The sequence below is a fragment of the Salmonella sp. SAL4457 genome, assembly GCF_046548235.1.
In the GTDB taxonomy this organism is placed as follows: domain Bacteria; phylum Pseudomonadota; class Gammaproteobacteria; order Enterobacterales; family Enterobacteriaceae; genus Salmonella; species Salmonella enterica.
Window position 1 is genome coordinate 1,182,292 of the sequence record NZ_JBGDZO010000001.1, and the last position, 25,838, is coordinate 1,208,129.

Here is a 25,838-nt window from a genome sequence, read left to right on the forward strand (position 1 = left end):
AACACTCCACAACATAACATAAAACGGAGCAAAACTTCAAAATATATAAGGCGGAACTGGATGTCACTATTAGCCAGGCTGGAACAAAGTGTACACGAAAACGGTGGGCTGATTGTCTCATGCCAACCGGTACCAGGCAGCCCTATGGATAAACCTGAAATTGTGGCTGCAATGGCACAGGCAGCGGCTTCGGCGGGTGCGGTCGCTGTGCGCATTGAAGGCATTGAGAATCTGCGGGCTGTTCGTCCCCATCTTTCTGTTCCTATTATTGGGATAATTAAACGTGACCTTACAGGGTCGCCAGTCCGTATCACTCCCTATTTACAGGATGTTGACGCCCTGGCGCAGGCAGGTGCCGATATTATCGCTTTTGATGCCTCATTCCGCTCTCGCCCGGTTGATATTGATAGTTTACTGACACGTATTCGCCTGCATGGATTACTGGCGATGGCAGACTGTTCAACCGTGAATGAAGGCATAAGTTGCCATCAGAAAGGAATCGAATTCATTGGTACAACACTGTCTGGCTATACCGGCCCCATCACGCCGGTTGAGCCAGATTTGGCAATGGTGACACAACTGAGCCATGCAGGTTGTCGTGTTATTGCCGAGGGGCGCTATAACACGCCTGCACTGGCGGCCAATGCTATTGAGCATGGTGCCTGGGCAGTTACCGTTGGTTCCGCTATCACCCGTATCGAGCATATCTGTCAGTGGTTCAGTCACGCAGTAAAACGCTGAACAGGAAAAGAAAATGAACACGCTTACTATTGATATTTATGTCTCAGATAATAATCCGACGTTAATAATGCTATCGGCAAATACGATCCCCAGGCCTGAAGCCTGTTTGAACGCAATATCGGATATCTGCTATTTCAGGTATCCGGCAGGACATACGTCTGGGCATCACCATTGGTGGAGCATAAATGCTCTGCCTTTTACATCTCATGATTACCGTCATTGAGATTAACAAAAACTATTACTTGATCTGAATATCGTATCGTATCGTCTGAATGATGGGAAGATAAAAATACACAGACGATGACCGCAACTCTACTCAAAACCATAAGCAGGAAAGAACTATGATTACACATTCTTTCGGCATCGTTAATTATCTTGTATTATTTGGCTACCTCCTGGCCATGATGTTAGTCGGTGTCTATTTTTCCAGACGGCAAAAAACAGCAGACGATTATTTTCGCGGTGGTGGCCGGGTTCCTGGTTGGGCGGCTGGGGTCAGTGTATTTGCTACTACGTTAAGCTCAATTACATTTATGTCAATTCCTGCCAAAGCGTTTACTTCCGACTGGACGTTTATCATTGGTCAGTATCTGGCTATCGCAATTTTACCGCTGGTTTTTTATTTCTATATTCCGTTTTTTCGGAAATTGAAAGTCACATCAGCCTATGAATATCTCGAAGCACGGTTCGATGTGCGCTGCCGTCTATTCGCCAGCATGTCATTTATGTTGTTTCATATCGGACGTATCGCCATTATCACTTTCCTCACCGTGCTGGCCTTGCGCCCCTTCATCGTTATAGACCCGGTGATTTTGGTACTGTTGATTAGCGTGATGTGTATCATTTATACCTGGATGGGTGGAATTGAAGGAGTAATATGGACTGATGTTATTCAAGGCCTCTTACTTTCTGGCAGCGCGATACTGATTTTTATAGTGATATGTCTCAAAGTCCAGGGCGGCATTGGTGAAATTTTTACGGTGACGCAGCAGGCGGATAAATTCTTTCCGGCTACGCAGTTCCACTGGAGCTGGACGGAAAGCACAGTACCTGTATTGATGATTGGTTTTCTGTTTGCCAATATTCAGCAATTTACTGCCAGCCAGGATGTGGTCCAACGCTATATCGTGACTGACTCCATAGAGGAAACGAAGAAAACATTACTTACAAATGCCAAACTGGTTGCTGTGATCCCTGTTTTCTTTTTTGCTATCGGCTCGGCATTGTTTGTCTACTATCAGCAACATCCACAATTATTACCGGCGGGATTCAACACTGGCGGCATTTTACCCTTATTCGTGGTCACCGAAATGCCAGTCGGCATTGCAGGGTTGATAATCGCCGCTATTTTCGCTGCTGCGCAGTCCAGTATCTCCAGCAGCTTAAACAGCATTTCCAGTTGTTTTAATTCCGATATCTATCAGCGTTTGAGTCATAAAAAAAGAACGCCTGAAAACCGTATGAAAATAGCTAAGTTAGTTATTCTGGTCGCGGGCCTGATAAGTAGCGCGGCCTCGGTATGGCTGGTCATGGCCGATGAATCAGAAATCTGGGATGCATTTAATAGTCTGATAGGTCTGATGGGAGGGCCAATGACCGGTCTGTTCATGCTGGGCATTTTCTTTAAACGAGCAAATGCCGGGAGTGCGGTTTTAGGAATTATTATCAGCGTCATTACCGTGCTGGGCGCACGCTATGCCACTGACCTTAACTTCTTCTTTTATGGGGTCATTGGCTCGCTAAGCGTGGTGATCAGCGGCGTTATTTTCGCCCCGTTATTTGCCCCGGCACCGCCATTGACGCTGGATGAAAAACCTGAGCCAAAGGTGACATTATGATTTCATGATACCACGCTATACCGACACAGCACACGGTGACGCCAACGCGCGGGGCGACAATACCGGGCCAGATATAAACCATCCGTCAGATGGCGCGCTATAAACACCGTAAGAGCAAACAGATTACTCTCCAGTGATGTTCTGTCATAAGTTGGCAACGCGATGTAAATATTCCCCCTCCTTTACTTACATCGCGCTTTTTTTCATGCCGCAGACTTGATAGGCTCTGCTCTGTTCGATATTGCAGGCTTTGTGCCGCAATCAGCCCTCAAGAGCAGGAACTATATGGAGCCTCAACCCCCACGTCTTAAACCCGGAAAAATCCTTGACACTCTGGGTGCTATGCAAAAAAGCCTGACACGTGCCTCCCAGCGTATTGCGCAATATATTTTAGCCTTCCCCAGACAGGTGACACAGTCATCTATTGCCGATTTGTCGCGCGACACACAGGCCGGAGAAGCCACGGTTATTCGCTTTTGTCGCACCCTGGGCTATAAAGGTTTTCAGGATTTTAAAATGGACCTGGCCATTGAACTTGCCACTACCGAGTCTGATGACAGTAGTCCTCTACTGGATGCCGAAGTTAGCGAATCCGACGATGCCCACGCCATTGGTTTAAAATTGCAGAACACCATTAGTAATGTATTATCTGAAACGCTAAATCTGCTTGATATGCAACAGGTTCTCGGTGTCGTGGACGCCCTACGTCACTGTCACTCAGTTTATATCTTTGGTGTGGGCTCATCGGGGATCACGGCGCTGGATATGAAACACAAGCTAATGCGTATTGGTTTACGGGGCGATGCGGTAAGCAATAACCATTTTATGTACATGCAGGCTACGCTATTAAAAGCAGGCGATGTCGCGATGGGTGTCAGTCACTCGGGCACATCGCCAGAAACAGTGCATTCACTCCGATTGGCCCGACAGGCTGGCGCCACCACAGTCGCCATTACCCATAATCTGGGTTCTCCATTATGTGAAGAGGCCGATTTTTGCCTGATCAATGGTAATCGGCAAGGAATGTTGCAGGGTGACTCGATCGGTACGAAAGCCGCGCAGCTTTTCGTCTTTGACCTGCTCTATACCCTTCTTGTACAGTCCTCGCCGGAACAGGCCCGAGAAAGCAAATTACGGACAATGAATGCCCTGGACATGACAAAATAATTCCCTTCACGTACAGGCGTCATTTCCTTTTTTGTCCATGAGTCTGCTGGACGCTTTATAGACAACAAAGCCCGGTCTCCCGGGCTCTGAAAGTCAATGCTATATTAGCTGTATGCGTGGAGCGTTCGCTGACAAAGCGCCGAGCGCACGCAGTCGTCTTTGTTGAAATGCACAATCCCTACCATTTCATCTTCTTCAAAGCGTTCCAACGCATCGCTCAATCCGGAACGCACGCCGCGCGGCAGGTCGCATTGCGTAATATCGCCATTGACAATGACCGTGACATTTTCGCCTAATCGCGTCAAAAACATTTTCATTTGCGCCGCAGTCACATTTTGCGCCTCGTCGAGGATCACGACCGCATTTTCAAAAGTACGCCCACGCATATAGGCGAACGGGGCAATTTCTACCTTACCGATTTCCGGGCGCAAACAATATTGCATAAAGGACGCGCCCAACCGTTTAAGCAGGACATCGTAGACGGGACGAAAATAAGGCGCGAATTTTTCAGCGATATCACCGGGCAAAAAACCAAGATCTTCATCAGCCTGCAATACCGGACGCGTCACAATGATCCTCTCGACGTCCTTATGAATCAATGCTTCTGCCGCCTTTGCCGCACTGATCCATGTTTTTCCACAGCCGGCTTCGCCGGTCGCAAAAATAAGCTGTTTACTGTCGATAGCGTTCAGATAATGCGCCTGTGCTTCATTTCGCGCCTTAACAGGAGAGGTATCGCGACTATCGCGCGCCATGCCAATGGCTTCTACTCCGCCCATCTGTACCAGTGACGTGACCGATTCTTCTTCACGTTGCTTATGACTACGCGAATCTCGTCTCAACACACGCTTTGCTTCACGACGAGCTTTGATCACTGCTTTTTGTCTTCCCATGGATAGCACCTTGAGTTGTAGGTATACATCACCCGCGTTCTCTTGAACGCGATTATGCGCACACACATCTGAGGGTTGGCTTCCTTGTAAGCCTTAGCTTGCTTTTTGAAACGACGCCACACACGGCTACGCGCACCACATATGACGTCATGGGTATGGACAGTAAGGGAAATGATGAGAGCTTTTAAGGTGACAAGACCACCACCGGAGAGAGAATGTCCGTACAGGGTGTTGTAACTACTGTAAACAATGTGTCCTGGTGCGGACATTACCATTCGCGATCTCCATAGTGAGTGACCATCACTGCCGGGAACTACCGCTATTACTACTAAGTACAACACAAAACATCAATAATGCAACAATATATTCACCAAACATTATTGCGTCATTGTCAGTCTCTTACAGAAAGATTACACAATTATTTCATTGGCAGGAGACTAAAAAAGATAATCATTAGCTACTATGGGTATTAATGGTGAAACCACCCATAACCCATTGAATATTCAACATATAAAAGGTTAAAACGGAGTAATTAACGTGTTCTCTCTCCCATCGCTAAAACGGCATTATTTATGCAAAATTTTGTGCGGCATACTTACGCCAGTAACGCTGACTCGTTTTAATTTTTGTCATTACTCTATTGCGTCAAGGCTATTGGTACCATTAACAGGCGATTTCATATATGGCCAGTTAGTGATTACTCGGGACGTATTACGGCCGCGTTAACGGCGCTCAAGGGCTAAAAATAGTTTGAGAGAGCGTCCTCATTTACCTGAACATCTTCAGTCAATCGGTCCGGGACTTATCAGAGGACCAGGCAGGCGTATAACGCCGCCTGGTAAAATATGTCCGATGGCAATAATGCTATCGGACATGTCGGTTATTCCGCCTGTAGCTTCGACGGCGGCGCGGAATGATAATGCGCGTCCGCTTTTGCAAAGCGTTCCTGCATCGCTGCTGTCGGCGCTTTGCCAAGCAGGCTAAAGATTACGATCCCCAGGCTGCCGAAAATGAAGCCAGGGATGATCTCATACAGATCCAGCCAGCCATATTGTTTCCAGACGATAACCGTCACCGCGCCAATAATCATTCCCGCCAGCGCGCCGTTACGTGTCATACGCGACCACATCACAGAAAACAGGACAACAGGTCCAAATGCCGCGCCGAATCCAGCCCAGGCGTAGCTCACCAGCCCCAGCACACGGTTATCGGGATTCGCCGCCAGCGCAATGGCGATCAGCGCTACCACCAGCACCATCACTCGCCCTACCCATACCAGCTCTTGCTGGCTGGCGCTTTTACGCAGAAAAGCCTTATATAAATCTTCTGTAATCGCGCTGGAGCATACCAGCAACTGACAGCTCAACGTCGACATCACCGCCGCCAGGATAGCAGACAGCAGAACACCGGCAATCCACGGGTTAAACAGGATCTGCGCCAGTTCAATAAATACGCGTTCTGAGTTTTGGTTCACCGCCCCGGCCAGCGCGGGGTTATTGTTAAAGTACGCAATGCCAAAGAAGCCCACCGCCACCGCGCCCGCCAGACACAGAATCATCCAGGTCATACTGATACGACGCGCATGAACAATACTGTGATGGGAATCCGCCGCCATAAAGCGCGCCAGGATATGCGGCTGACCGAAGTAACCCAGTCCCCAGCCCATCAGAGAAATAATAGCGACAAAATTCAGCCCCTTGAGCATGTCGACATTCTCGATGCTCTTTTGCTTGATCACCTCCAGCGACTCGCTGAAACCGCCTACGCCGACAATAACCATCACCGGCGTCAGGATTAACGCAAAAATCATCAGGCTGGCCTGAACGGTATCCGTCCAGCTAACGGCAAGAAACCCGCCGATAAAGGTATAAATAATGGTTGCCGCGGCCCCCGCCCACAGTGCGGTTTCATAGCTCATACCGAAGGTGCTTTCGAACAGTCGTGCCCCAGCGACAATACCTGATGCGCAATAGATAGTGAAAAACAGCAGAATGACCAGCGCGGAAATAATACGCAGGACTCGGCTCTTATCTTCAAACCGACCGGTAAAATAGTCCGGCAGCGTGAGCGCGTTATTGTTAAATTCTGTATGCACGCGCAGGCGCCCGGCCACCAGCTTCCAGTTAATCCATGCGCCTAACGTCAGGCCAATGGCGATCCAGCTTTCAGAGATCCCCGACAGAAAGATAGCGCCAGGCAGCCCCATTAACAGCCAGCCGCTCATATCCGACGCGCCGGCTGATAAAGCCGTAACAAACGGCCCCAGACTGCGACCGCCAAGAATATAGTCATCAAAGTTTTTGGTTGAGCGCCAGGCGATAAACCCAATCAATATCATGCCAAAAATATAGACACAGAATGTCACCAACATCGGTGTGCTAATAGCCATCAAGGTTCTCCAAATTTATTTATTGGCACTACCGTAGCGTGCCGTTTTGTACCCTGCCGGAACGTGGCAAGGGTGTTATGTTTACCAGGGCGACCGTATCCTGCCGGAAGCGGTGGTTATTCACAATCGATTTAACACACCATTTACATCAAATTTGATTGCAGAGGGATACTATTTTTCTCCAGGTTGCACTCTCTCACATTTTTTGCGGTTGCACCTTTTAAAAGTGTTAACTACCGCAGAGAAAATAAATCCAGATGGTTTTCCCCGTCAGACTCCCTCTTTCTTTTTTTAACAATTTATTCATTTTTAAGCTTGCAACGCAGGTCACATTTAACGCGGTTGCACAAAGTTGCAACATAGTGGATATTTTCCGCTAACTATTGGTTAGCAGACAGAGCGAATAACAGGAGTAGAGGGTATGGGAACCACCACGATGGGGGTTAAGCTGGACGACGCCACGCGCGAACGGATCAAAATGGCCGCGTCGCGTATCGATCGCACGCCGCACTGGTTAATAAAACAGGCAATCTTTAGCTATCTGGACAAGCTGGAAAATAGCGATACGCTACCGGAGCTACCTGCGCTGTTTGCCGGCGCGGCAAATGAAAGCGAGGAGCCGGTCGCGCCGCAGGATGAGCCGCATCAGCCCTTTCTGGAGTTTGCCGAACAGATTCTTCCCCAATCCGTCTCTCGCGCCGCCATCACCGCCGCCTGGCGCCGCCCGGAAACCGATGCGGTGTCAATGCTAATGGAACAGGCGCGCCTGTCGCCGCCTGTCGCTGAGCAGGCGCATAAACTGGCGTATCAACTGGCGGAGAAATTGCGCAATCAAAAATCCGCCAGCGGTCGCGCGGGTATGGTACAAGGCCTGTTGCAGGAGTTTTCCCTCTCTTCGCAAGAAGGCGTAGCGCTGATGTGTCTGGCGGAAGCGCTGCTGCGTATTCCCGACAAAGCTACGCGCGATGCGTTAATTCGCGACAAAATCAGTAATGGCAACTGGCAGTCGCATATTGGCCGTAGCCCGTCGCTGTTTGTAAATGCCGCCACATGGGGGCTGCTCTTTACCGGCCGGCTGGTCTCAACGCATAACGAAGCCAATCTTTCGCGCTCGCTGAACCGCATTATCGGCAAGAGCGGCGAGCCGTTAATCCGCAAAGGCGTCGACATGGCGATGCGTTTAATGGGCGAGCAGTTCGTGACTGGCGAAACCATTGCTCAGGCGCTGGCGAATGCCCGAAAACTGGAAGAGAAAGGGTTCCGCTATTCTTACGATATGCTGGGCGAAGCCGCGTTAACCGCCGCCGATGCGCAGGCTTATATGGTCTCTTACCAGCAAGCGATTCATGCCATCGGCAAAGCGTCTAACGGTCGCGGTATTTACGAAGGGCCAGGCATCTCAATTAAGCTGTCCGCCCTGCATCCACGCTATAGTCGTGCACAATACGATCGGGTAATGGAGGAGCTTTATCCGCGCCTGAAATCCCTGACGCTGCTGGCGCGCCAGTATGATATCGGTCTCAATATCGACGCCGAAGAGGCGGATCGTCTGGAGATCTCGCTCGATCTGCTGGAAAAACTCTGCTTCGAACCCGAACTCGCAGGCTGGAACGGCATTGGCTTTGTGATCCAGGCTTACCAAAAACGCTGTCCACTGGTCATTGATTATTTAGTCGATCTGGCCTCCCGTAGCCGCCGTCGGCTGATGATTCGTCTGGTGAAAGGCGCCTACTGGGATAGCGAGATCAAACGCGCGCAAATGGAAGGGCTGGAGGGCTATCCGGTTTATACCCGCAAAGTGTATACCGATGTCTCTTATCTGGCCTGCGCGAAAAAACTGCTCGCCGTACCTAATCTGATCTACCCGCAGTTCGCGACCCATAACGCCCACACACTGGCGGCGATTTATCATCTGGCCGGGCAAAATTACTATCCGGGTCAGTACGAATTCCAGTGCCTGCACGGCATGGGAGAACCGCTGTATGAACAGGTCACCGGTAAAGTGGCGGACGGAAAACTTAACCGTCCCTGCCGTATTTACGCGCCGGTGGGAACACACGAAACCCTGCTGGCCTATCTGGTACGACGCCTGCTGGAAAACGGCGCCAACACCTCTTTTGTCAACCGTATCGCCGATGCCACCCTACCGCTCGATGAACTGGTGGCGGACCCGGTCGAGGCCGTGGAAAAACTGGCGCAGCAGGAAGGTCAGGCTGGCATACCGCATCCGAAAATTCCGCTGCCGCGCGATCTGTACGGCGAAGGTCGGATAAACTCCGCCGGACTTGATTTAGCGAATGAACATCGCCTCGCCTCGCTTTCTTCTGCCCTGTTAAGCAACGCCATGCAGAAATGGCAGGCCAAACCTGTGCTGGAACAACCGGTGGCCGACGGTGAGATGACGCCGGTTATCAACCCGGCGGAACCGAAAGATATTGTTGGCTGGGGACGCGAAGCGACAGAAAGCGAGGTTGAACAGGCGTTGCAAAACGCGGTCAATCAGGCGCCGGTTTGGTTTGCGACGCCGCCGCAAGAACGCGCCGCCATTTTACAGCGGGCGGCGGTATTGATGGAAGACCAAATGCAGCAGTTGATTGGCCTGTTGGTGCGTGAAGCCGGGAAAACGTTCAGCAACGCCATTGCCGAAGTGCGCGAAGCGGTAGACTTCCTCCATTATTATGCCGGTCAAGTACGTGACGATTTCGATAACGAAACGCATCGCCCGTTAGGGCCGGTGGTCTGTATCAGTCCGTGGAACTTCCCGCTGGCCATTTTCACCGGCCAAATCGCCGCCGCGCTGGCGGCAGGTAACAGCGTTCTGGCGAAACCGGCAGAGCAGACATCGCTGATTGCCGCCCAGGGCATTGCCATTTTGCTGGAAGCGGGCGTACCGCCGGGCGTCGTGCAACTGTTGCCGGGACGGGGAGAAACCGTCGGCGCCCAGCTTACCGCCGATGCGCGTGTACGCGGCGTGATGTTTACCGGTTCCACGGAAGTCGCGACGTTGTTGCAGCGCAACATCGCCACGCGTCTTGACGCCCAGGGCCGCCCTATTCCGTTGATTGCGGAAACCGGCGGTATGAACGCTATGATTGTCGACTCTTCCGCGCTCACCGAGCAGGTGGTCGTGGATGTGCTGGCTTCCGCTTTCGACAGCGCCGGACAACGCTGTTCCGCACTCCGCGTGCTGTGTTTACAGGACGATATCGCCGAACATACGCTGAAAATGTTACGCGGCGCGATGGCGGAGTGTCGGATGGGGAATCCAGGCCGTCTGACGACCGATATCGGGCCGGTGATCGATAGCGAGGCCAAAGCCAACATTGAACGTCATATCCAGACAATGCGCGCCAAAGGCCGCCCGGTTTTCCAGGCCGCGCGTGAAAACAACGATGACGCGCAGGAATGGCAGACCGGTACGTTTGTTATGCCCACGCTTATTGAGTTGGAAAACTTCGCAGAACTGGAAAAAGAGGTCTTCGGGCCCGTGCTGCATGTCGTGCGTTATAACCGTAACCAACTGGCGGAGCTTATCGAACAGATTAACGCTTCCGGCTACGGGCTAACGCTGGGCGTACATACCCGTATTGATGAAACCATTGCGCAAGTCACCGGTTCCGCCCATGTCGGCAACCTGTACGTTAACCGTAATATGGTGGGCGCGGTCGTCGGCGTCCAGCCGTTTGGCGGCGAAGGCCTGTCCGGCACCGGGCCAAAAGCGGGAGGACCGCTCTATCTCTACCGCCTGCTGGCACACCGCCCGCCCAATGCGCTCAATACGACGCTGACTCGTCAGGATGCGCGTTACCCGGTGGATGCGCAGCTTAAAACCACGCTACTCGCGCCGTTGACCGCTCTGACGCAATGGGCGGCGGATCGCCCGGCGCTACAGACGCTCTGCCGACAATTCGCCGATCTGGCGCAGGCCGGCACGCAGCGCCTGCTACCGGGACCGACCGGCGAGCGCAATACCTGGACGCTGTTGCCGCGTGAACGGGTATTATGCCTGGCTGATGACGAACAGGACGCGTTGACGCAGCTTGCCGCCGTTCTCGCCGTCGGCAGTCAGGCGCTATGGTCAGACGACGCCTTCCACCGCGATCTGGCGAAACGTCTCCCCGCCGCCGTTGCGGCGCGTGTCCAGTTTGCGAAAGCGGAAACGCTGATGGCGCAGCCGTTTGACGCGGTGATTTTCCACGGCGACTCCGACAAGCTGCGAACCGTTTGCGAAGCCGTCGCCGCCCGCGAAGGCGCGATAGTGTCGGTACAGGGGTTCGCCCGCGGCGAAAGCAATATGCTGCTGGAACGGCTCTATATTGAACGTTCGCTGAGCGTAAACACTGCTGCCGCTGGCGGTAATGCCAGCCTGATGACAATTGGCTAATACTGTGGTTAATTAAGGCTCCGTCAATGGAGCCTTTTTACTCGCGTCAGAGGAGCGTATGAAACGAATTTTCCTTACCTGCGCGGCGTTGTTGTTCAGCAGTCAGGCGTTGGCCGATGAATGTGCCAGCGCCAGTACGCAGCTGGAAATGAATCGCTGCGCCGCCGCGCAATACCAGGCGGCAGATAAAAAGCTGAACGAAACCTATCAAAGCGCGATTAAGCGTGCGCAACCGCCGCAGCGCGAGCTGTTGCAAAAAGCGCAGGTGGCATGGATTGCACTGCGGGACGCCGATTGCGCTCTGATTCGCTCAGGTACGGAGGGCGGCAGCGTGCAACCCATGATCGCCAGCCAGTGCCTGACCGATAAAACGAACGAACGCGAAGCGTTTTTAGCCTCGCTGCTGCAATGTGAAGAGGGTGATTTGAGCTGCCCACTGCCGCCAGCCGGTTAACGCACGCGAATCCCTTCAATAATAATGCGCTGAACGCTTTCGACCGTTTGGTTGAAAAAGGCTTCATCGCGAAGCGTCGCGCCGGTTACCGCCTCAACCTGAGGGGCAAAATCGGCGTAATGTTGCGTGGCGGCCCAAATCATGAAGATCAAATGGTGCGGGGAGACGGGCGCCAGTTTCCCGCTGTGCACCCATCCGGCAATCAGCGCGGATTTTTCATCTATCAACGCTTTTAGATCGCCGGTCAGTTCCTCCATTAAGAGCGGCGCGCCCGCCAGCATCTCCATGCAGAAGAGCCGCGACGCCTGCGGATAATCACGCGAAACCTCCAGCTTGAGACGGATATACTCTTTGATGGCCTCCAGAGGGGAAAATTCTGCGCGAAATGCCTTGAGCGGCGCCAGCCAGACATCCAGGATCTGTCGCATTACCGCGACATACAGCGCCTCTTTCGAGGGATAATAATAAAGCAGATTGGTTTTGGAGACGCCTGCCCGCTCGGCGACCTGCTCAAGACGCGCGCCATGAATGCCATACTGGGAAAAAATGGCAAGCGCGGCGGTTAAGATAAGCTGCCGTTTTGCACCGGTGGCCTGCGAGCGTTTCCCGATTTTTTTCTCTGTGCGTTGCGACATGCGCCCTCTCCTTTTCGTCAGGACGCAAGCATACCAAATCCGGCTTATAAACAAAAAACCGCCGGAAATCCGGCGGCGGTGGCGCATGACGCTTTTTAGCGCGAAACGCTCAGCGTCTTGCTGTTGTGACGCAGGCTAGCTATTACGGTTACTGCTTTTGCCCCCTTTTTTGCCTGCTTCGGATGCACGCTGCGGGTCATTCTTAAAATTGCCCCCGCTGTGCTGACCACCTTTACGACCTGCTTCTGATGCTCTTTCGCGGTCTTCCGCAAAATTACCGGAACCGCCACGATGGTTTGCCATTACTGACCTCCGTCATAGATTAGACATCATATTGCATAGGTAATGAGGAGTATCTCCTCGCGCCGCGTATGAACGATATCATCAGTAACGCCGCGTAAAATTAAGCATAGTGAAAAACGCCGTGGTAGGCCGCTTACCGAAATATTCTGCAACATCAGAAGCCGAATATGCAGAATAATAACCATGAGAAATAAATAAGTTATTCTTATACTTGGAAAAATCAAAGCGCTTAAAAATGTATCATTTTGCAACAAAGGTCGCCAAATTAATTATTGTTATAAATCAAAGAAATGGCGCTGAAATTTGCACTCTTCACAGGAGGGCATATCTTTAAATAGACGTAGCGAATCGCTACACACCTGATTAATCTGAGGAGTAGTACAAATGGCAAAGATTCTGGTGCTCTATTATTCCATGTACGGACACATTGAAACCATGGCGCACGCGGTGGCGGAAGGGGCAAAGAAAGTCGACGGCGCAGAGGTCATTATAAAGCGTGTGCCAGAAACAATGCCGCCTGAAATCTTCGCAAAAGCTGGCGGTAAAACGCAAAACGCACCGGTTGCCACCCCACAGGAGCTGGCGGATTACGATGCCATTATTTTTGGTACGCCAACCCGGTTTGGCAATATGTCAGGCCAGATGCGTACCTTCCTGGATCAAACCGGTGGACTGTGGGCATCCGGCGCGCTATACGGCAAGCTCGGCAGCGTGTTCAGTTCTACCGGAACGGGCGGTGGCCAGGAGCAGACCATCACCTCGACCTGGACTACGCTTGCCCATCATGGGATGGTGATCGTCCCGATAGGCTATGCCGCACAGGAACTGTTTGACGTCTCCCAGGTTCGCGGCGGCACGCCTTACGGCGCAACGACTATCGCCGGAGGCGACGGTTCACGTCAACCAAGCCAGGAGGAACTCTCTATCGCTCGCTATCAGGGGGAATACGTCGCCGGTCTGGCAGTCAAACTCAACGGCTAATCTTCAACAGGAGGATTCGAATGCCAACTCAAGAAGCAAAAGCGCACCGCGTCGGCGAATGGGCAAGCCTGCGTAATACGTCGCCGGAAATTGCCGAAGCCATTTTTGAAGTCGCTCACTATGACGAGAAACTGGCAGAAAAAATATGGGAAGAAGGTAGCGATGAGGTGCTGATCAAAGCCTTTGAGAAAACGGACAAAGACTCGCTCTTCTGGGGCGAACAAATCATCGAACGTAAAAACGTATAACACAAACGCCCCCGCCTGCGCGGGGGCATATGGCTATTTTGCAGCAGTGTTCATGACGTTATCGAACTTATCCAGCGGACAGAAGCCGTTCGCATCCACCGGACATCCTTTCAGTTCCAGGGTTACCCTTTGCGCGGGCGATTTGAGCGTTAACGCTTCCGCGTTACGTAACTGCCGGGCGCTCTGGTAGACATACTCGATTTTCATCAAATCCCGGTTAGCGTTGCCGTCATGCCAGCGTTGGAAGACAAGCTGACCGCCAATCGGCGTTCTCTCATACTGGTCATGGAGCTGATAGGGTTTAAAATCCAACGCCGTCAGCAGCGACGCGATATTGGAATCATGCCCCACCAGCACGGTAACCTTCGGCGCGCTAACGCGATCGGCAACCAGCACCTTATCGATATATTTCACCAGCGGCGCAGCGACATTGCGCGCCACCGTGGGTGAGGTAAACAGGCTGTCCTGATAGCCGTTTTTCAATTTTGACAGCACCTTCCACTGCCGATCGGTGTGGATCCCGCCCCAGGCGACCTGATCCATCGGAAACCCTTCGTAATATTGCAGGGTAAACGCATCCACCAGCGAATTCCCTACTTTCAGCGGCCCCTGCACGCCAGGCTCTTGCTGATAGTTCGCGCTGAAGGTATCTTTCGCATCGATTAGCGAACACTGATGCTTCTCTTTGCAGGACGGCGAGTCCTGATAATGCGTTATCTGCTCAAGCAGTTTATAACTCTCATCAAGATGTAGCTGACTACGCGCCTTTTCCATCGCCTGTACGGCCTGTTGCCGGAACGCGGCGGAATCATCGGTAATCACCGGATTGAAGGTAGGGTCCATAGTGCCCATTTTTTCCTGATGATGAACAGGAATATCACAGCCGGGGAAAGCGCCGGTAATGAAAAATTGCGCGGTGGCGACGGTGCGCTGCAAACTATTCGCATAGGCATATACCGTGTCGGGCGCCGGACATTCTCCCGACGGTATCAGCCCCTGCGCGACCAGCCATTCACGTGTGTAGTGTCCCATATAGACTTCCAGCACGCCGCCTTTCGTCGTCAGTTGCCCGCCGGGAACGTCCCACGCCGGCCAGGCGTTCGGCGTCGACTGCGCCAGTACGCTGCCATTATTCGCCAGCGGCGCCCGCAGATTATGGCGGCTCATCATCAGCACCTGTTGTAATTGATAACCCTCCGGCGTTGTCTGCGCCTGTACGGCGGATGACAACAAAACAGCCCCTGCCACAGCAACAGCGAGTAATGATTTTTTCATCCCTATGACCTCTTGTTGTTATCAAATCGTTCTGAGTGTGACAGAAATGGATCATTTTTCCGGGAACGATTTCGCAAAACGGGGGTTTTTCTTACAGTAAACGCGTTAGCGCCGGGAAACCCCGGCGCATATTCAGAACGTTTTTGCCCACCACAGCCGAAGCTTCATGCCCCAATAGCTGGTCCAGCCGCTGGTGGTGAACACAACCCGACCTTGTGAAACCACCACCAGCGTTGGCGTCACGCTGATTTCCCATCCAGCGGATAAGGCGCCGTTAGCATCATTGATGACCGGGAAGTCAACGCCCTTGCGCGCCAGCCAGCGGGCAACCTCAGCGTCATCGCCGGAGCGGAGCGCAACGGTCATGACGTTTTCCCCTTCCGCCGCCAGGCGAGCGACCGCAGGCGTAGTAAAGCGGCATACCCCGCACCAGCTGGCCCAAAAATAGAGCAGTACGGGGCGTTCTTCGCTCAATGTCGCCAGAGTTGTCGACTCTCCCGTCAGCGTATGTAATGGTGTCGCGGCAAACGCCGGAGGCGCCTGCGGCGCGCGCCAGACGTCCATGACCACCATTATCGCGATGAGGAGCGCCAGAAAAACCGCGGCTTCACGCAGCCAACGCCGCAGTTTACCCGCCATTGGCAGCCGCCAGTTTTTCTTTCACCACCGCTTCCAGCGTATCCCAGGGCACTGCGCCCGGAATCAGCTCGTCGCCAATGATCGTCGCTGGCGTTCCTTGCACGCCGACCAGCCTTGCCAACTGCAAATTAGTGCGTATCGTTTCCATGCTTTTTTCATCCAGAGTCACTGGCGTAGCCCCTGCTTTCTGCTGGGCCTGTTTAATACTGTCATCCGTATGGTAACCGCGCTTTTGCATGAGTTTTTCATGTAGCGCGAGGAACTGTTGCGGATGCTCGCGCCAGGTGGTCAGCGCAATACGCGCCGCCAGTATGGAACTCTCTCCTTTGAATGGCAGCGGTTTAATAATGACCGCAACGTCAGGATATTTCTGCACAATCTTTTCCAGCATCGGATCGAGCTGTTTGCAGTACGGACAGTTGTAATCCGTAAAGTTCACCAGCGTCAGCTTAGGGTGTTTAGCGCCTATCCGCGGGCTGGCAGGGTCGTTAAACAACGCCGCATGGATCAGATTTTCAATCTGCTTTTCCTGATCCGGCGTAAAAGGGGCGGTTTCTTGCGCGATGCTCAGCGTTGAAAACAGCGCCAGCAGTAAAACAATCATGTATTTCATTGGGTTATTCCTTTCGCTTTTTTCAACGTTTGTAATACCGCATCGCGGGTCAGCAAAGTGGGCAATGCCTCCCCTTCCGGCAAGCCGGGGCCATATACCTGATTAAACGGCACGGCGACCTGGCCACGCGTTTTCAGAAAATCTGTAATGGCATCGGACGGCAGCGTCCAGTCTCCCCGCAGCGCCACAACATCCGGCTGTTGCAAGGCGGCCTGCACATCCTCTTTTTGCAGGACGTTGTATTTATTCACTTTACAGGTAATACACCAGTCCGCAGTGACATCGACAAATACCCGCTTATGCTGCGCCAGCGCCGACTGGATTGCCTGTTCACTCAAGGGTTGCCACTGAACCGTGTCTTGCGCGCTCTTTGACGCAGTGAAGCCGAAATGCGGCAGGAGTAACGTCGCCAGCCAGATAGCCGATCCCAGCATCATCAGACCGAGGATCCTGCGCAGGACATTCATCCAACGCCCGGGGCGCGGTAAACGTAGCGCAAGCCCTGGTCGTAGCGCGACCAGTAGCCACGGCGCGCTCATTCCCAGGCCAAGCGCAAGGAACAACCCCCACAGCGTCGGCAACGACGCCGTGAGCGCCACCGCGACCGCCGTGCCCAGAAACGGCGCGCTACAAGGCGTCGCCAGCAGCGTGGCGAATGCCCCCTGCCAGAAATGTCCCGACATACCGTTACCGCCGTAAGTGGCCAGTTTCGTGGTCATAGATGAGGGAAGCCTGAACTCAAAAAGCCCAAACAGGCTGGCGCTAAACAACAACATCACCAGCGCCATAAAACCAATAAACCATGCATTCTGGAACTGGACTCCCCAGGCCAGCGCATGGTTTGACAGGCGAAGGAGGGTCATAAACGCCGCCAGCGCCATAAATGACGCAATGATACCGGCGACCGAAGCCAAAAATTGTCGCCTGATGTGAGAGCGGCTTTTTTCCTCTACCAATAAAATAGAGCCAAGTTTCATGCCCAGAACCGGCAGTACGCAGGGCATTAAATTAAGAATCAGTCCGCCGATCAGCGCCATCATTACAACTTGCCAGAAAGGTAGCGCCGCATTGTCCGGCGTTTGCGCTGGCGCAGCGCCAATGGTTTGCGTGCTCTCCTGGGCGATAGCGCCATCGGCTAACACGAGGGTCAGCGATTTGTTGCGCAAATCGGGCGCCTTTTCGCCCCAACTGTCCGTCACCGGCACCGTCGCCTGTAACCTGTCGCCCTCTACGCGCAGGCGAGGCTTCGCAAAATCGACGTCATCTATGGTGTCAAGATAGAGCCCGGGCGATGACCAGCCCGCCGCTCGCGTAGCAGTGACCACCAGTTCTCCCGGGCGATAGCCGACGTCAAGCGAGTCCGTTAGTCCACTGCGGAGCGGAACTTTACCCATCGCCCGCGCATAGTCATGGGCAAAATCGGCATTCTGCACAGTGGGCGTCACGGAAAAGGGGTAATCGGTCAACAGACAAACATTGCTGCAGGTTGATAACGTCAACACGCCGCTCAAGGTCGCGGGCGGCGTACCGCGCACGATCATCGGAAAGGTCACCTCGTCGTGATATCCCTGGGTGGTGATATTCGCCACATCAAAGCGCGAGGGGGTTGGCCAGAACCAACTTACCTCAGGCATGTCGCCTTTCCAGGCGATAGAGGGCGCCACGCCCCCTTCCCCCGGCGCGCGCCAGTAGGTTTTCCAGCCGTTTTCCAGTTTGACATCCAGCAACAGCCGGGTCTCACCGTTAGCGGACGTATCGGCACGTAGCCGTATGCTGGCATGGTCGTTATCGGGCGAACGCAGCCAGCCGCTTTCCGCCGCCCAGGAAACGGGCAGCCAAAGCCATAACAGGCAGAACAGTATCCGCCTGAACAAAATCATCATATTTTTTCTCCGTGAATGAGTAATTAACCGTTAGCAATAACCGGTCTGTCATTCACGGAAGACACAAAATCGTAGATGTACCCGTAATGTGGGCGGCGAAATAGCCCGTGGAGGCGAAAACGGCAGGCGCATGACCCGGACAGGCGCCAGTAAGGAAAGCAGTAGACAAAGCGCAAGGATAGCGACTTCAAAGAGTACCGGAGGCGCCGCCAGCAGCGACTTGGCGCTTAATTCGCAGGGGGTGACCGGCGAGCCGTCATCTGTCGAGGAGGGAGCGCTGACCACCGCAGCAGAGGCCGTCGCCTGCATCTGCAAGGCGTGCAGGCCCGCCATGCGTTGCGCGGTACAAACCATTACCACGACACATGCAAGGCAAAGAAACCACCAGCCCATCCGTTGTTGTTTCGCCATTGCGCCCTCACTGTTTAACGCGAGTTATCTTAGCCACTGGCGCGGTTTTGGCAACCTTTCCCCTGTAAAGTTATGTCGGCGCGCTGCGCAACCTTCTGATAGTCGAACAACGTAATTTATTCTTACTAATGATATAACTGGTGTTTTCATACGCACTTTTCAGGTTTACCCTACACTTAGTGGAGAAACCTTTTTGGGGTCCCTTCTGTATGTATTGATTTAGCGAGATGATGCTATGGAACTTAAGGATTATTACGCCATTATGGGCGTGAAACCGACGGACGATCTCAAGACGATTAAGACCGCCTATCGCCGACTGGCCCGCAAGTACCATCCAGATGTCAGCAAAGAACCCGATGCCGAAGCCCGTTTCAAAGAGGTTGCTGAAGCATGGGAAGTGCTGAGTGATGAGCAACGGCGCGCCGAGTATGACCAGTTATGGCAACACCGTAACGATCCACAATTTAATCGCCAGTTCCAGCAACACGAAGGCCAGCCGTATAACGCCGAAGATTTTGATGATATTTTCTCGTCTATTTTTGGTCAGCACGGTCGCCATTCGCACCACCGCCACGCCGCACGCGGTCATGATATCGAAATTGAAGTGGCGGTATTCCTGGAAGAAACGCTGGAAGAGCACCAGCGTACGATTAGCTATTCCGTCCCCGTTTATAACGCGTTCGGCCTGGTGGAGCGGGAAATTCCCAAAACATTGAATGTGAAAATCCCGGCTGGCGTCAGCAACGGGCAACGAATCAGACTGAAAGGCCAGGGCACGCCGGGGGAAAACGGCGGACCTAATGGCGATTTATGGCTCGTTATCCATATTGCCCCGCATCCGCTCTTTGATATTGTCAATCAGGATCTGGAAGTCGTCCTTCCGCTTGCCCCATGGGAGGCGGCGCTCGGCGCTAAGGTGTCTGTGCCAACGCTTAAAGAGCGTATTTTGCTGACCATTCCCCCCGGCAGCCAGGCAGGTCAGCGGCTGCGTATCAAAGGAAAAGGATTAGCCAGTAAAAAGCACACTGGCGATCTCTATGCCATCATCAAAATCGTTATGCCGCCGAAACCTGACGAGAAGACAGCTGCCCTGTGGCAACAACTGGCGGACGCGCAGTCGTCCTTTGACCCACGCCAGCAATGGGGGAAAGCATAATGGCTAACATCACTGTCACCTTTACCATCACCGAATTTTGTTTGCACACCGGCGTGACGGAAGAGGAGCTAAACGAAATCGTCGGACTTGGCGTAATTGAGCCTTACGAAGACGATAACGCCGACTGGCAATTCGACGATCGCGCAGCGAGCGTGGTACAACGCGCGCTACGCTTACGCGAGGAGCTGGCGCTCGACTGGCCTGGGATCGCGGTCGCGTTAACGCTGCTGGAAGAGAATTCACGGCTGCGCGAAGAAAACCGGTTACTGCTGCAACGCCTTTCTCGCTTTATCTCGCATCCCTAATCCACGATAAAGGCAATAAACCGAGGGTGGGCTTTCTGCCCACCCCGGATTTACATGCACCCGGTATAATACCAGAATGCCTCTGACATACTTCCCCCAACGGAAGAAATATAGCCTTTCACCGCGCACAACCCGATCAACGAACCGCCAATGTCAGCCATTAATGCGCCATTGCGAAGATCATCGTTTAAATAAAGACCAGCCACACGTTCACATTTTTTAGATACGTCGGTTATTTTTACACGTTAGCGATCATTTATTGCCTGAAGAATATATTCTTTCACTGTTTTGTACTCTCTGGTTGATACGTACCTTCTCCCTGTCAATGCCGGGTAAAATGTACCGCTGCGCTTACAGGTTGCGGTATTTATAAATAAGAAATACAACAGTCACTTACAGTTTAATAATTGAGCGTTATAACATCCACTACCGCCCAATATTTACACCACGCCTAAAATACAAAAATGTAATAGAATGTAAACAAAATAAGAGCATAAAATAAATAACTTATTAAAAAATCAATATAAATAGAGTGGTCAATAAAAAACGATCGTTTTCAACGAGTTATGTTTCTCAGATTTTCATCTATCCTGAATAGGCTTACGGAAAATGTAATTTACACCATTGACTATTTCACTTAAAAGGTTTCTGTAATGGAATGGAAGGTCGTTGATACAGTTATAAGTCCCTCTACCGGAGTGTCGTTCTCATGCATACATAGCCTAAAAAATCTTAGATTGACCTTATGGTATCAGGCAGATGTTTACATGCCTCCAGGTAGCATTATCATCCCCTTTAATAAGGGGGTCTTAATAAACGATAAACTTTATCCCGTTACTGTTTACAACGTTACCAGGTTTAATCCTGTTCTATGGAAATCGCTTAAAGAAAATAGCCACTGTCCTGGTAACTGCAATCCTAAACCAGAAGCCTGCAGTTATCCTTTCGAGTGTCTGGTATCCGTTTGTCCATTTGGTTTAACCAGAAATATTCAAATAGATAATAAGAAAGTTTAGGAAATAAAGTATGCATTAGCCATACTACTGATTAAGTGTATTCGCGCACGTTTGCAGTATTTTGCAGTTAAATATGTTTGATATAAAAATTGTACAGTTCGGATATTTTTTGATTCGTTTAATCTAACCTTCACTTTGGCAACGAGGAGCCGGTACAGAGGATATTACTGATGGCCGGCAGACAAAGAAACGCATTGCTTTTAACACTGTATAAATTCCATCCGTGACATTCTTATTTAGTGATATTTCACCAGAGCAATCATCTTACCTTTATTGTGCATAAAAATCAGCAAGTAGTGTTTAGAAAAAATAATGTTTTAGACAAAAGCTCTGCGCGTCATGCTGATCGCCAAAAGCATAACGGGCTGACATCATGTCAGCCCGTGGGTTTATCCCTGCTCTGATACTTACGGTACGCTTATCGTCATATTGTCATGACCGACAATGACAGGGCCCGGGTAATTTTTCATGGCTTCCTGTTGCCAGACGTCATCCGCAACCGTCGCAGGCACCAGATGACTTAACACCAGTTTTTTCACGTGGGCCTCGCGAGCAATCTTACCGACATCTTCAATCGTGGTGTGATGCGACGCAATCGCTTCAGCCAGCGTTTTTCCGTTGCCAATACTATTAGCCAGTTTTGCTACCGAGGGGACATGTACCGCCTCATGTACCAGGATATCCGCCCCTTGGGCAAACGTTGCAAGCGGCGGAAACCAGGACGTATCGCCAGAGAAGACGATTCGCTTACCCTGGGTATCAAAACGGTAAGCAAACGCTTCACCGTCCGGGAAAGGGGAATGAGGCACTTTCAGCGCGCTTATTGTAACCAGTTCATCTTTATAGATGACGCCCTGACCAATATCGGTCGCCTTAACCAGGTTGCGCGGATCGGGTTTCCCCTCTTCTTCCATGCGTAGCGTGATATCCCTGTCAAAGACCTTCCAGCTAGCCTTCGTCATCGCCTGGGTTCCCGGCGGGCCATACACCTGTATGGTATGGTCTTTCAGACCACTTGCCCAGGCATTCATCAGCAAGGAAGGATAATCCAGTATGTGGTCGCTGTGCAGATGGGTGAGCAAAATAGTATTGATGTTGCGCAGTGGAATGCCGTTTTTCACCAGTTGCAGACTGGCGCCGTAGCCGGCATCTATCAGCCATATTTTATCGCCGATAGTGAGCGCCGTCGCTTGCGGTAGTCTGGCTGTATTGAGCAAAGAAGGCCCGCCTTTGGTGCCCAGTAAAACAATGTTGATCTCTTGAGGCGCAGGAGTACCGGCAGCAATGACAAGGTGGCTTTGCGCCAGCATACAAACCGCCAGCATAGCGACGCTTTTTTTCATCATGTTTTTACTCTTCTTAGTTGAGAAAAGAGGGAACTTCACGTTGGCGAAACTGCGAAGGAGAACAGCCAGCAAGGCGATTAAAGAAACGGGCGAAATAAGCCGGATCTTTAAAACCTAATTGCCAGGCGATCTCGTTGACAGCATTGTCGGAAAAAAGCAGCAGTCGTTTCGCCTCGCGTAATTGCCGATCAAAAATCAGGCGTTTAGGCGGGCGATTAGCAAAACGTCGGCAAATATCGGTCAAACGAGATTCGGTAATATGCAGCTCGCAGGCATAATCGGGCACCGTCCAGTGCTGATGGAAGTGGTTGTCAATTAACAGGGTAAAGCGCTGAAAAAGTTTCAGTTCACCGCGCATCCCGGTTGCGGCGTGATCGTCCAGCTTCGCATTACGCAACAGCAAGGTAAATACCGCCTGCGCCAGTAGCACCAGGGTATGTTCGCAGCCAGCCAGTTGTTCCGTGGACTCCCGCTCAATTAGCTGCCAGTAATGTTTGAGCGCCGCCAGCTCGTTGGGTTTATCCGCCAGCGACAGGCAGATTCCCGGCAGGCCAAAGGCCTCTCTGGTGCCGGGATAAAGCACTTCCAGCAGCGGCCAAACCAGCTCTTCGCGTACCGTCAGAACATGGCCATCGCTATCCGATTCGGTAATAAAAGCATGCGGCACCGAGGGCGGCGTAAGCACAAATAGCGGCGCCTGCACCGAATAGCGATGATCGTCGAGCTGTAGCTCAATCTGCCCGGTATCAAGAAAGTGCATTTGAAAAAACTGGTCGTGGCGATGCGCCTGCATATCACGACCAAAGAAATCCGCCATACGAGCAAACGACTGATAATGCACATCGTTACTGCCCATGCTTTCGTCATACTCTTTGCTGATATCAATATTGGCGATCGCACGTTGGCACATAGTTTCTCCTCAAGGGGTGGCGCGCGGACGCGATGCTTTCATGGGAATAAGCCAGATAATGGCGGCGCCGACGACTAACAGAGAAGCGACAAACCAGAGGCCGCTATTGAAGCTACCGGTGATATCTTTTAGCCAGCCAATCATAAACGGGCTGAGCGCGGAGCCAATATTGCCGGTGGCATTGATGACCGCAATGCCTATCGCCCTGGCGCGTAAACTGATCGACTGATCCGGCGTGGTCCAGAAGATCGCCATCGCGCTAAAGGAACCCGTGGATGCCATCACGATCCCCAGGAGCTGGATCAGGTTATGGTCGGTCGCCGACGCCAGCAGCCAGCCCGCGGCGGCAAACAGGAACGGCAACGCCGTGTGATGTTTACGCTCCTGATGCTTGTCCGAATGGCGGCTCCAGTAAATCATGCCCAGAATAGTACAAATCTGCGGGATCGCCGCCAGCAGGCCGATGGTGATATTGCTGCTGCCTTCATTAAAACTTTTCAGGATTTGCGGCGTCCAGATACTAATGGCGCTAAGCGTATTGGTAAGGCAAAAATAGGCCAGCGTATACATCAGTACAATTGGCGTGAATACTTCGCGCCACAGACTACGCTGCTGCATGGCGTTATGGCTGATGGCCCCCTCCGGCTGAACCAGCGTCAGGCGGTCATTATCCATCATCTCCTGCAAACATTTTTTATCCTCTGCCGTCAGCCATTTGGCTTTTGCCGGGGTATCATCCAGGTAAAACCAGACCATAATGCCTAACAAAACTGACGGAAATCCCTCCAGCAGGAATAACCACTGCCATCCATGCAGATTGAATATGCCGTCCAGCGATAAAATATAGCCGGAGACAATCGACCCCAACGCGGTAGTGGCTGGCATGGCAATCATAAATAATGCATTGGCGCGGGCGCGGAAAAATGCCGGGAACCAGTAGGTTAAATAGAGCAATATTCCTGGCAAAAAGCCCGCTTCGGTAATGCCCACCAGCATTCGCAGCACATACAGGCTTTTCGGTCCCACCGCGAACATCGTAGCGGTAGATGCAATGCCCCATAGCACCATAATGGTCGCAATCCAGCGGCGGGCACCGACGATGCTCAACATCACGTTGCTGGGAATGCCGAAAATGACGTAGGTGGCGTAAAACAGCGTCGTGGCAAGACCAAACATGGTGGCGCTTAACCCCAGATCCTGCCCCATCGTCAACCCGGCAAAACCGATGTTGATACGGTCTAAAAACGAGAAGATAAACAACACGAATAAAAATACGATCAGTCGGCGGAACAGTTTATTTATGACGGTTTGTTGACCCGTGCTGAGCGCGTTGTGCGAACTGACAGACTCGGGGCTTTCCGGAAGTGCAGATGATGTGTCGCTCATTTTTTTTCCTCTGATGGGAATTTTTGTAGGGTACTACGGTTGCCCGGTAGCGCTACGCTTACCGGGCCAGGCTTAATAGACGCCGGACGCACCGGACAGTTTTTTTTCTGCGCCAAAGCGCGCCGCCAGCGCCTCCGCTCCGCGCGCCAGCAGCGTGGTGTCAACGCCGACGGCGACAAATAGCGCCCCCAGTTCCAGATAACGTTTCGCCAGTGCTTCATTGGCCATCAGAATCCCCGGCGCTTTCCCCGCCGCGCGTATCTGCACGATGGCGTTCTCAATCGCCGCCTGCACTTCCGGGTGCTGCGGATTGCCGGCAAAGCCCATATCGGCGCTGAGGTCCGCCGGACCAATAAACACGCCGTCAATGCCATCCACGTCGAGAATTGACGCCAGATTGCTCATCGCCTCACGCGTTTCAATCTGCACCAGTACGCACATGGCGTCGTTGGCCTGGTGGAGATAGTCCGGGATGCGATTCCAGCGCGATGCCCGCGCCAGCGCACTGCCCACGCCGCGAATACCGGCAGGCGGATAACGCGTAGCCGCCACGGCGTTTCGCGCTTCATCGGCATTCTGCACCATCGGTATCAGCAGCGTTTGCGCGCCGACGTCGAGCAGTTGCTTAATCTGTACCGGATCGTTCCATGACGGACGCACCACCGGCTGGCTGGGATAAGGCGCAATCGCCTGCAACTGGGTCAACACCGTCTGCACGTTGTTTGGCGCGTGTTCACCGTCGATCAGTAGCCAGTCGAAGCCGGCGCCCGCTAACAGTTCAGCGCTGTAACTGTTGGCAAGCCCCAGCCACAAACCGATTTGCGGACGCCCCGCTTTTAACGCGTCTTTGAAAGCATTTTTCATC

Annotated in this window: 23 protein-coding genes; 10 read left to right on the top strand and 13 right to left on the bottom strand. The window is 52.4% G+C overall.

All coding sequences use genetic code 11. The features are described 5' to 3' along the window. Positions 1-60: 60 nt before the first annotated feature. From ACLJNW_RS06110 to ACLJNW_RS06120, 3 genes are all read left to right on the top strand, one after another. Positions 61-741 (top strand): N-acetylmannosamine-6-phosphate 2-epimerase, encoded by a 681-nt coding sequence (locus ACLJNW_RS06110; protein ID WP_000054241.1) that lies wholly within the window; start codon positions 61-63, stop codon positions 739-741. 341 nt (positions 742-1,082) lie between these two features. After that, positions 1,083-2,579: a sodium:solute symporter gene (locus ACLJNW_RS06115; RefSeq protein ID WP_023204329.1), complete on the top strand. Its 1,497-nt coding sequence runs from the start codon at positions 1,083-1,085 to the stop codon at positions 2,577-2,579. Between the two features lie 285 nt (positions 2,580-2,864). Further along, on the top strand, positions 2,865-3,746 hold the full coding sequence (locus ACLJNW_RS06120; RefSeq protein ID WP_000433673.1) for a MurR/RpiR family transcriptional regulator: 882 nt from the start codon (positions 2,865-2,867) through the stop codon (positions 3,744-3,746). 104 nt (positions 3,747-3,850) lie between these two features. Here the strand turns inward: ACLJNW_RS06120 and phoH are convergent, their stop codons facing one another. Both phoH and putP read right to left on the bottom strand, forming a co-directional pair. Further along, a complete protein-coding gene (phoH, locus tag ACLJNW_RS06125) occupies positions 3,851-4,639 on the bottom strand; it encodes a phosphate starvation-inducible protein PhoH (RefSeq protein ID WP_000533527.1) in 789 nt (262 codons plus the stop codon). A gap of 880 nt (positions 4,640-5,519) precedes the next feature. Continuing rightward, positions 5,520-7,028 carry a sodium/proline symporter PutP gene (gene putP, locus ACLJNW_RS06130; RefSeq protein ID WP_001018467.1) on the bottom strand — a complete coding sequence of 503 codons (1,509 nt, stop codon included), beginning with the start codon at positions 7,026-7,028 and terminating at the stop codon, positions 5,520-5,522. A gap of 421 nt (positions 7,029-7,449) precedes the next feature. On the opposite strand from putP, the gene putA reads away from it, so the two are divergent. Then, positions 7,450-11,412, top strand: coding sequence for a trifunctional transcriptional regulator/proline dehydrogenase/L-glutamate gamma-semialdehyde dehydrogenase (putA, locus tag ACLJNW_RS06135; protein ID WP_023204328.1), 3,963 nt, complete (start codon positions 7,450-7,452; stop codon positions 11,410-11,412). 58 nt (positions 11,413-11,470) lie between these two features. Beyond that, positions 11,471-11,866, top strand: a complete 396-nt coding sequence (locus ACLJNW_RS06140; protein WP_000821059.1) for a lysozyme inhibitor LprI family protein — start codon at positions 11,471-11,473, stop codon at positions 11,864-11,866. Here ACLJNW_RS06140 and rutR read toward each other — a convergent pair. Together rutR and ACLJNW_RS06150 are read right to left on the bottom strand one after the other, a co-directional pair. Beyond that, positions 11,863-12,501: an HTH-type transcriptional regulator RutR gene (gene rutR / locus ACLJNW_RS06145; protein ID WP_000083120.1), complete on the bottom strand. Its 639-nt coding sequence runs from the start codon at positions 12,499-12,501 to the stop codon at positions 11,863-11,865. The two genes, ACLJNW_RS06140 and rutR, sit on opposite strands and share 4 nt — an antisense overlap. Positions 12,502-12,636: 135 nt before the next feature. Further along, positions 12,637-12,804, bottom strand: a complete 168-nt coding sequence (locus ACLJNW_RS06150) for a general stress protein (protein ID WP_001273663.1) — start codon at positions 12,802-12,804, stop codon at positions 12,637-12,639. A gap of 384 nt (positions 12,805-13,188) precedes the next feature. Here ACLJNW_RS06150 and wrbA point away from each other — a divergent pair, with 384 nt between their 5' ends. Beyond that, positions 13,189-13,785: an NAD(P)H:quinone oxidoreductase gene (gene wrbA, locus ACLJNW_RS06155; protein ID WP_001062898.1), complete on the top strand. Its 597-nt coding sequence runs from the start codon at positions 13,189-13,191 to the stop codon at positions 13,783-13,785. Between the two features lie 20 nt (positions 13,786-13,805). Beyond that, positions 13,806-14,033, top strand: coding sequence for a YccJ family protein (locus ACLJNW_RS06160; protein ID WP_001143125.1), 228 nt, complete (start codon positions 13,806-13,808; stop codon positions 14,031-14,033). A gap of 33 nt (positions 14,034-14,066) precedes the next feature. On the opposite strand, the gene agp is transcribed toward ACLJNW_RS06160, so the two are convergent. From agp to ACLJNW_RS06185, 5 genes are all read right to left on the bottom strand, one after another. Beyond that, the gene (gene agp / locus ACLJNW_RS06165; RefSeq protein ID WP_000749201.1) at positions 14,067-15,308 is read right to left on the bottom strand and encodes a bifunctional glucose-1-phosphatase/inositol phosphatase; all 1,242 of its coding nucleotides are present in this window, start codon (positions 15,306-15,308) and stop codon (positions 14,067-14,069) included. Between the two features lie 132 nt (positions 15,309-15,440). Beyond that, positions 15,441-15,947, bottom strand: a complete 507-nt coding sequence (locus ACLJNW_RS06170) for a protein disulfide oxidoreductase (RefSeq protein WP_001529108.1) — start codon at positions 15,945-15,947, stop codon at positions 15,441-15,443. Next, a complete protein-coding gene (locus ACLJNW_RS06175; RefSeq protein WP_000876685.1) occupies positions 15,937-16,560 on the bottom strand; it encodes a DsbA family protein in 624 nt (207 codons plus the stop codon). Before ACLJNW_RS06175 ends, ACLJNW_RS06170 begins: the two co-directional genes overlap by 11 nt. After that, positions 16,557-18,443: a protein-disulfide reductase DsbD family protein gene (locus tag ACLJNW_RS06180; RefSeq protein ID WP_001748334.1), complete on the bottom strand. Its 1,887-nt coding sequence runs from the start codon at positions 18,441-18,443 to the stop codon at positions 16,557-16,559. Before ACLJNW_RS06180 ends, ACLJNW_RS06175 begins: the two co-directional genes overlap by 4 nt. 48 nt (positions 18,444-18,491) lie before the next feature. Continuing rightward, positions 18,492-18,854 (bottom strand): hypothetical protein, encoded by a 363-nt coding sequence (locus ACLJNW_RS06185; protein ID WP_023204327.1) that lies wholly within the window; start codon positions 18,852-18,854, stop codon positions 18,492-18,494. 235 nt (positions 18,855-19,089) lie between these two features. Between ACLJNW_RS06185 and cbpA the strand changes: the two genes are divergently transcribed. The 3 genes from cbpA to ACLJNW_RS06200 all read left to right on the top strand — a co-directional run bounded on the left by cbpA (position 19,090) and on the right by ACLJNW_RS06200 (position 21,331). Beyond that, on the top strand, positions 19,090-20,010 hold the full coding sequence (cbpA, locus tag ACLJNW_RS06190) for a curved DNA-binding protein (RefSeq protein WP_000420603.1): 921 nt from the start codon (positions 19,090-19,092) through the stop codon (positions 20,008-20,010). Continuing rightward, positions 20,010-20,315: a chaperone modulator CbpM gene (gene cbpM / locus ACLJNW_RS06195; protein ID WP_001284251.1), complete on the top strand. Its 306-nt coding sequence runs from the start codon at positions 20,010-20,012 to the stop codon at positions 20,313-20,315. The genes cbpA and cbpM overlap by 1 nt, the downstream gene beginning before the upstream one ends. A 653-nt stretch (positions 20,316-20,968) precedes the next feature. Continuing rightward, positions 20,969-21,331 carry an anti-adapter protein IraM gene (locus tag ACLJNW_RS06200; RefSeq protein ID WP_001537781.1) on the top strand — a complete coding sequence of 121 codons (363 nt, stop codon included), beginning with the start codon at positions 20,969-20,971 and terminating at the stop codon, positions 21,329-21,331. 407 nt (positions 21,332-21,738) lie between these two features. Here ACLJNW_RS06200 and ACLJNW_RS06205 read toward each other — a convergent pair whose 3' ends face one another. The 4 genes from ACLJNW_RS06205 to hpaI all read right to left on the bottom strand — a co-directional run bounded on the left by ACLJNW_RS06205 (position 21,739) and on the right by hpaI (position 25,837). Continuing rightward, entirely contained in the window at positions 21,739-22,677 is a 939-nt protein-coding gene (locus ACLJNW_RS06205; RefSeq protein WP_023204326.1) for an MBL fold metallo-hydrolase, read from the bottom strand. 13 nt (positions 22,678-22,690) lie between these two features. Continuing rightward, positions 22,691-23,587, bottom strand: a complete 897-nt coding sequence (gene hpaA, locus ACLJNW_RS06210; protein ID WP_000336602.1) for a 4-hydroxyphenylacetate catabolism regulatory protein HpaA — start codon at positions 23,585-23,587, stop codon at positions 22,691-22,693. Positions 23,588-23,596: 9 nt separating this feature from the next. Further along, entirely contained in the window at positions 23,597-24,973 is a 1,377-nt protein-coding gene (gene hpaX, locus ACLJNW_RS06215) for a 4-hydroxyphenylacetate permease (RefSeq protein WP_001285803.1), read from the bottom strand. 72 nt (positions 24,974-25,045) lie between these two features. Further along, entirely contained in the window at positions 25,046-25,837 is a 792-nt protein-coding gene (gene hpaI / locus ACLJNW_RS06220) for a 4-hydroxy-2-oxoheptanedioate aldolase (protein WP_000785061.1), read from the bottom strand. Position 25,838 lies beyond the last annotated feature (1 nt).

Excerpts from the sequence above, each read along its gene's own strand:
- cbpA (WP_000420603.1), top strand. The coding sequence starts at position 19,090 with ATGGAACTTAAGGATTATTACGCCATTATGGGCGTGAAACCGACGGAC.
- putA (WP_023204328.1), top strand. The coding sequence starts at position 7,450 with ATGGGAACCACCACGATGGGGGTTAAGCTGGACGACGCCACGCGCGAA.
- hpaA (WP_000336602.1), bottom strand. The coding sequence starts at position 23,587 with ATGTGCCAACGTGCGATCGCCAATATTGATATCAGCAAAGAGTATGAC.
- rutR (WP_000083120.1), bottom strand. The coding sequence starts at position 12,501 with ATGTCGCAACGCACAGAGAAAAAAATCGGGAAACGCTCGCAGGCCACC.
- ACLJNW_RS06140 (WP_000821059.1), top strand. The coding sequence starts at position 11,471 with ATGAAACGAATTTTCCTTACCTGCGCGGCGTTGTTGTTCAGCAGTCAG.
- phoH (WP_000533527.1), bottom strand. The coding sequence starts at position 4,639 with ATGGGAAGACAAAAAGCAGTGATCAAAGCTCGTCGTGAAGCAAAGCGT.
- putP (WP_001018467.1), bottom strand. The coding sequence starts at position 7,028 with ATGGCTATTAGCACACCGATGTTGGTGACATTCTGTGTCTATATTTTT.
- ACLJNW_RS06115 (WP_023204329.1), top strand. The coding sequence starts at position 1,083 with ATGATTACACATTCTTTCGGCATCGTTAATTATCTTGTATTATTTGGC.
- wrbA (WP_001062898.1), top strand. The coding sequence starts at position 13,189 with ATGGCAAAGATTCTGGTGCTCTATTATTCCATGTACGGACACATTGAA.
- ACLJNW_RS06160 (WP_001143125.1), top strand. The coding sequence starts at position 13,806 with ATGCCAACTCAAGAAGCAAAAGCGCACCGCGTCGGCGAATGGGCAAGC.
- ACLJNW_RS06150 (WP_001273663.1), bottom strand. The coding sequence starts at position 12,804 with ATGGCAAACCATCGTGGCGGTTCCGGTAATTTTGCGGAAGACCGCGAA.
- ACLJNW_RS06120 (WP_000433673.1), top strand. The coding sequence starts at position 2,865 with ATGGAGCCTCAACCCCCACGTCTTAAACCCGGAAAAATCCTTGACACT.
- ACLJNW_RS06200 (WP_001537781.1), top strand. The coding sequence starts at position 20,969 with ATGGAATGGAAGGTCGTTGATACAGTTATAAGTCCCTCTACCGGAGTG.
- hpaX (WP_001285803.1), bottom strand. The coding sequence starts at position 24,973 with ATGAGCGACACATCATCTGCACTTCCGGAAAGCCCCGAGTCTGTCAGT.
- cbpM (WP_001284251.1), top strand. The coding sequence starts at position 20,010 with ATGGCTAACATCACTGTCACCTTTACCATCACCGAATTTTGTTTGCAC.
- ACLJNW_RS06205 (WP_023204326.1), bottom strand. The coding sequence starts at position 22,677 with ATGATGAAAAAAAGCGTCGCTATGCTGGCGGTTTGTATGCTGGCGCAA.
- ACLJNW_RS06110 (WP_000054241.1), top strand. The coding sequence starts at position 61 with ATGTCACTATTAGCCAGGCTGGAACAAAGTGTACACGAAAACGGTGGG.
- agp (WP_000749201.1), bottom strand. The coding sequence starts at position 15,308 with ATGAAAAAATCATTACTCGCTGTTGCTGTGGCAGGGGCTGTTTTGTTG.
- hpaI (WP_000785061.1), bottom strand. The coding sequence starts at position 25,837 with ATGAAAAATGCTTTCAAAGACGCGTTAAAAGCGGGGCGTCCGCAAATC.
- ACLJNW_RS06175 (WP_000876685.1), bottom strand. The coding sequence starts at position 16,560 with ATGAAATACATGATTGTTTTACTGCTGGCGCTGTTTTCAACGCTGAGC.
- ACLJNW_RS06170 (WP_001529108.1), bottom strand. The coding sequence starts at position 15,947 with ATGGCGGGTAAACTGCGGCGTTGGCTGCGTGAAGCCGCGGTTTTTCTG.
- ACLJNW_RS06185 (WP_023204327.1), bottom strand. The coding sequence starts at position 18,854 with ATGGCGAAACAACAACGGATGGGCTGGTGGTTTCTTTGCCTTGCATGT.
- ACLJNW_RS06180 (WP_001748334.1), bottom strand. The coding sequence starts at position 18,443 with ATGATGATTTTGTTCAGGCGGATACTGTTCTGCCTGTTATGGCTTTGG.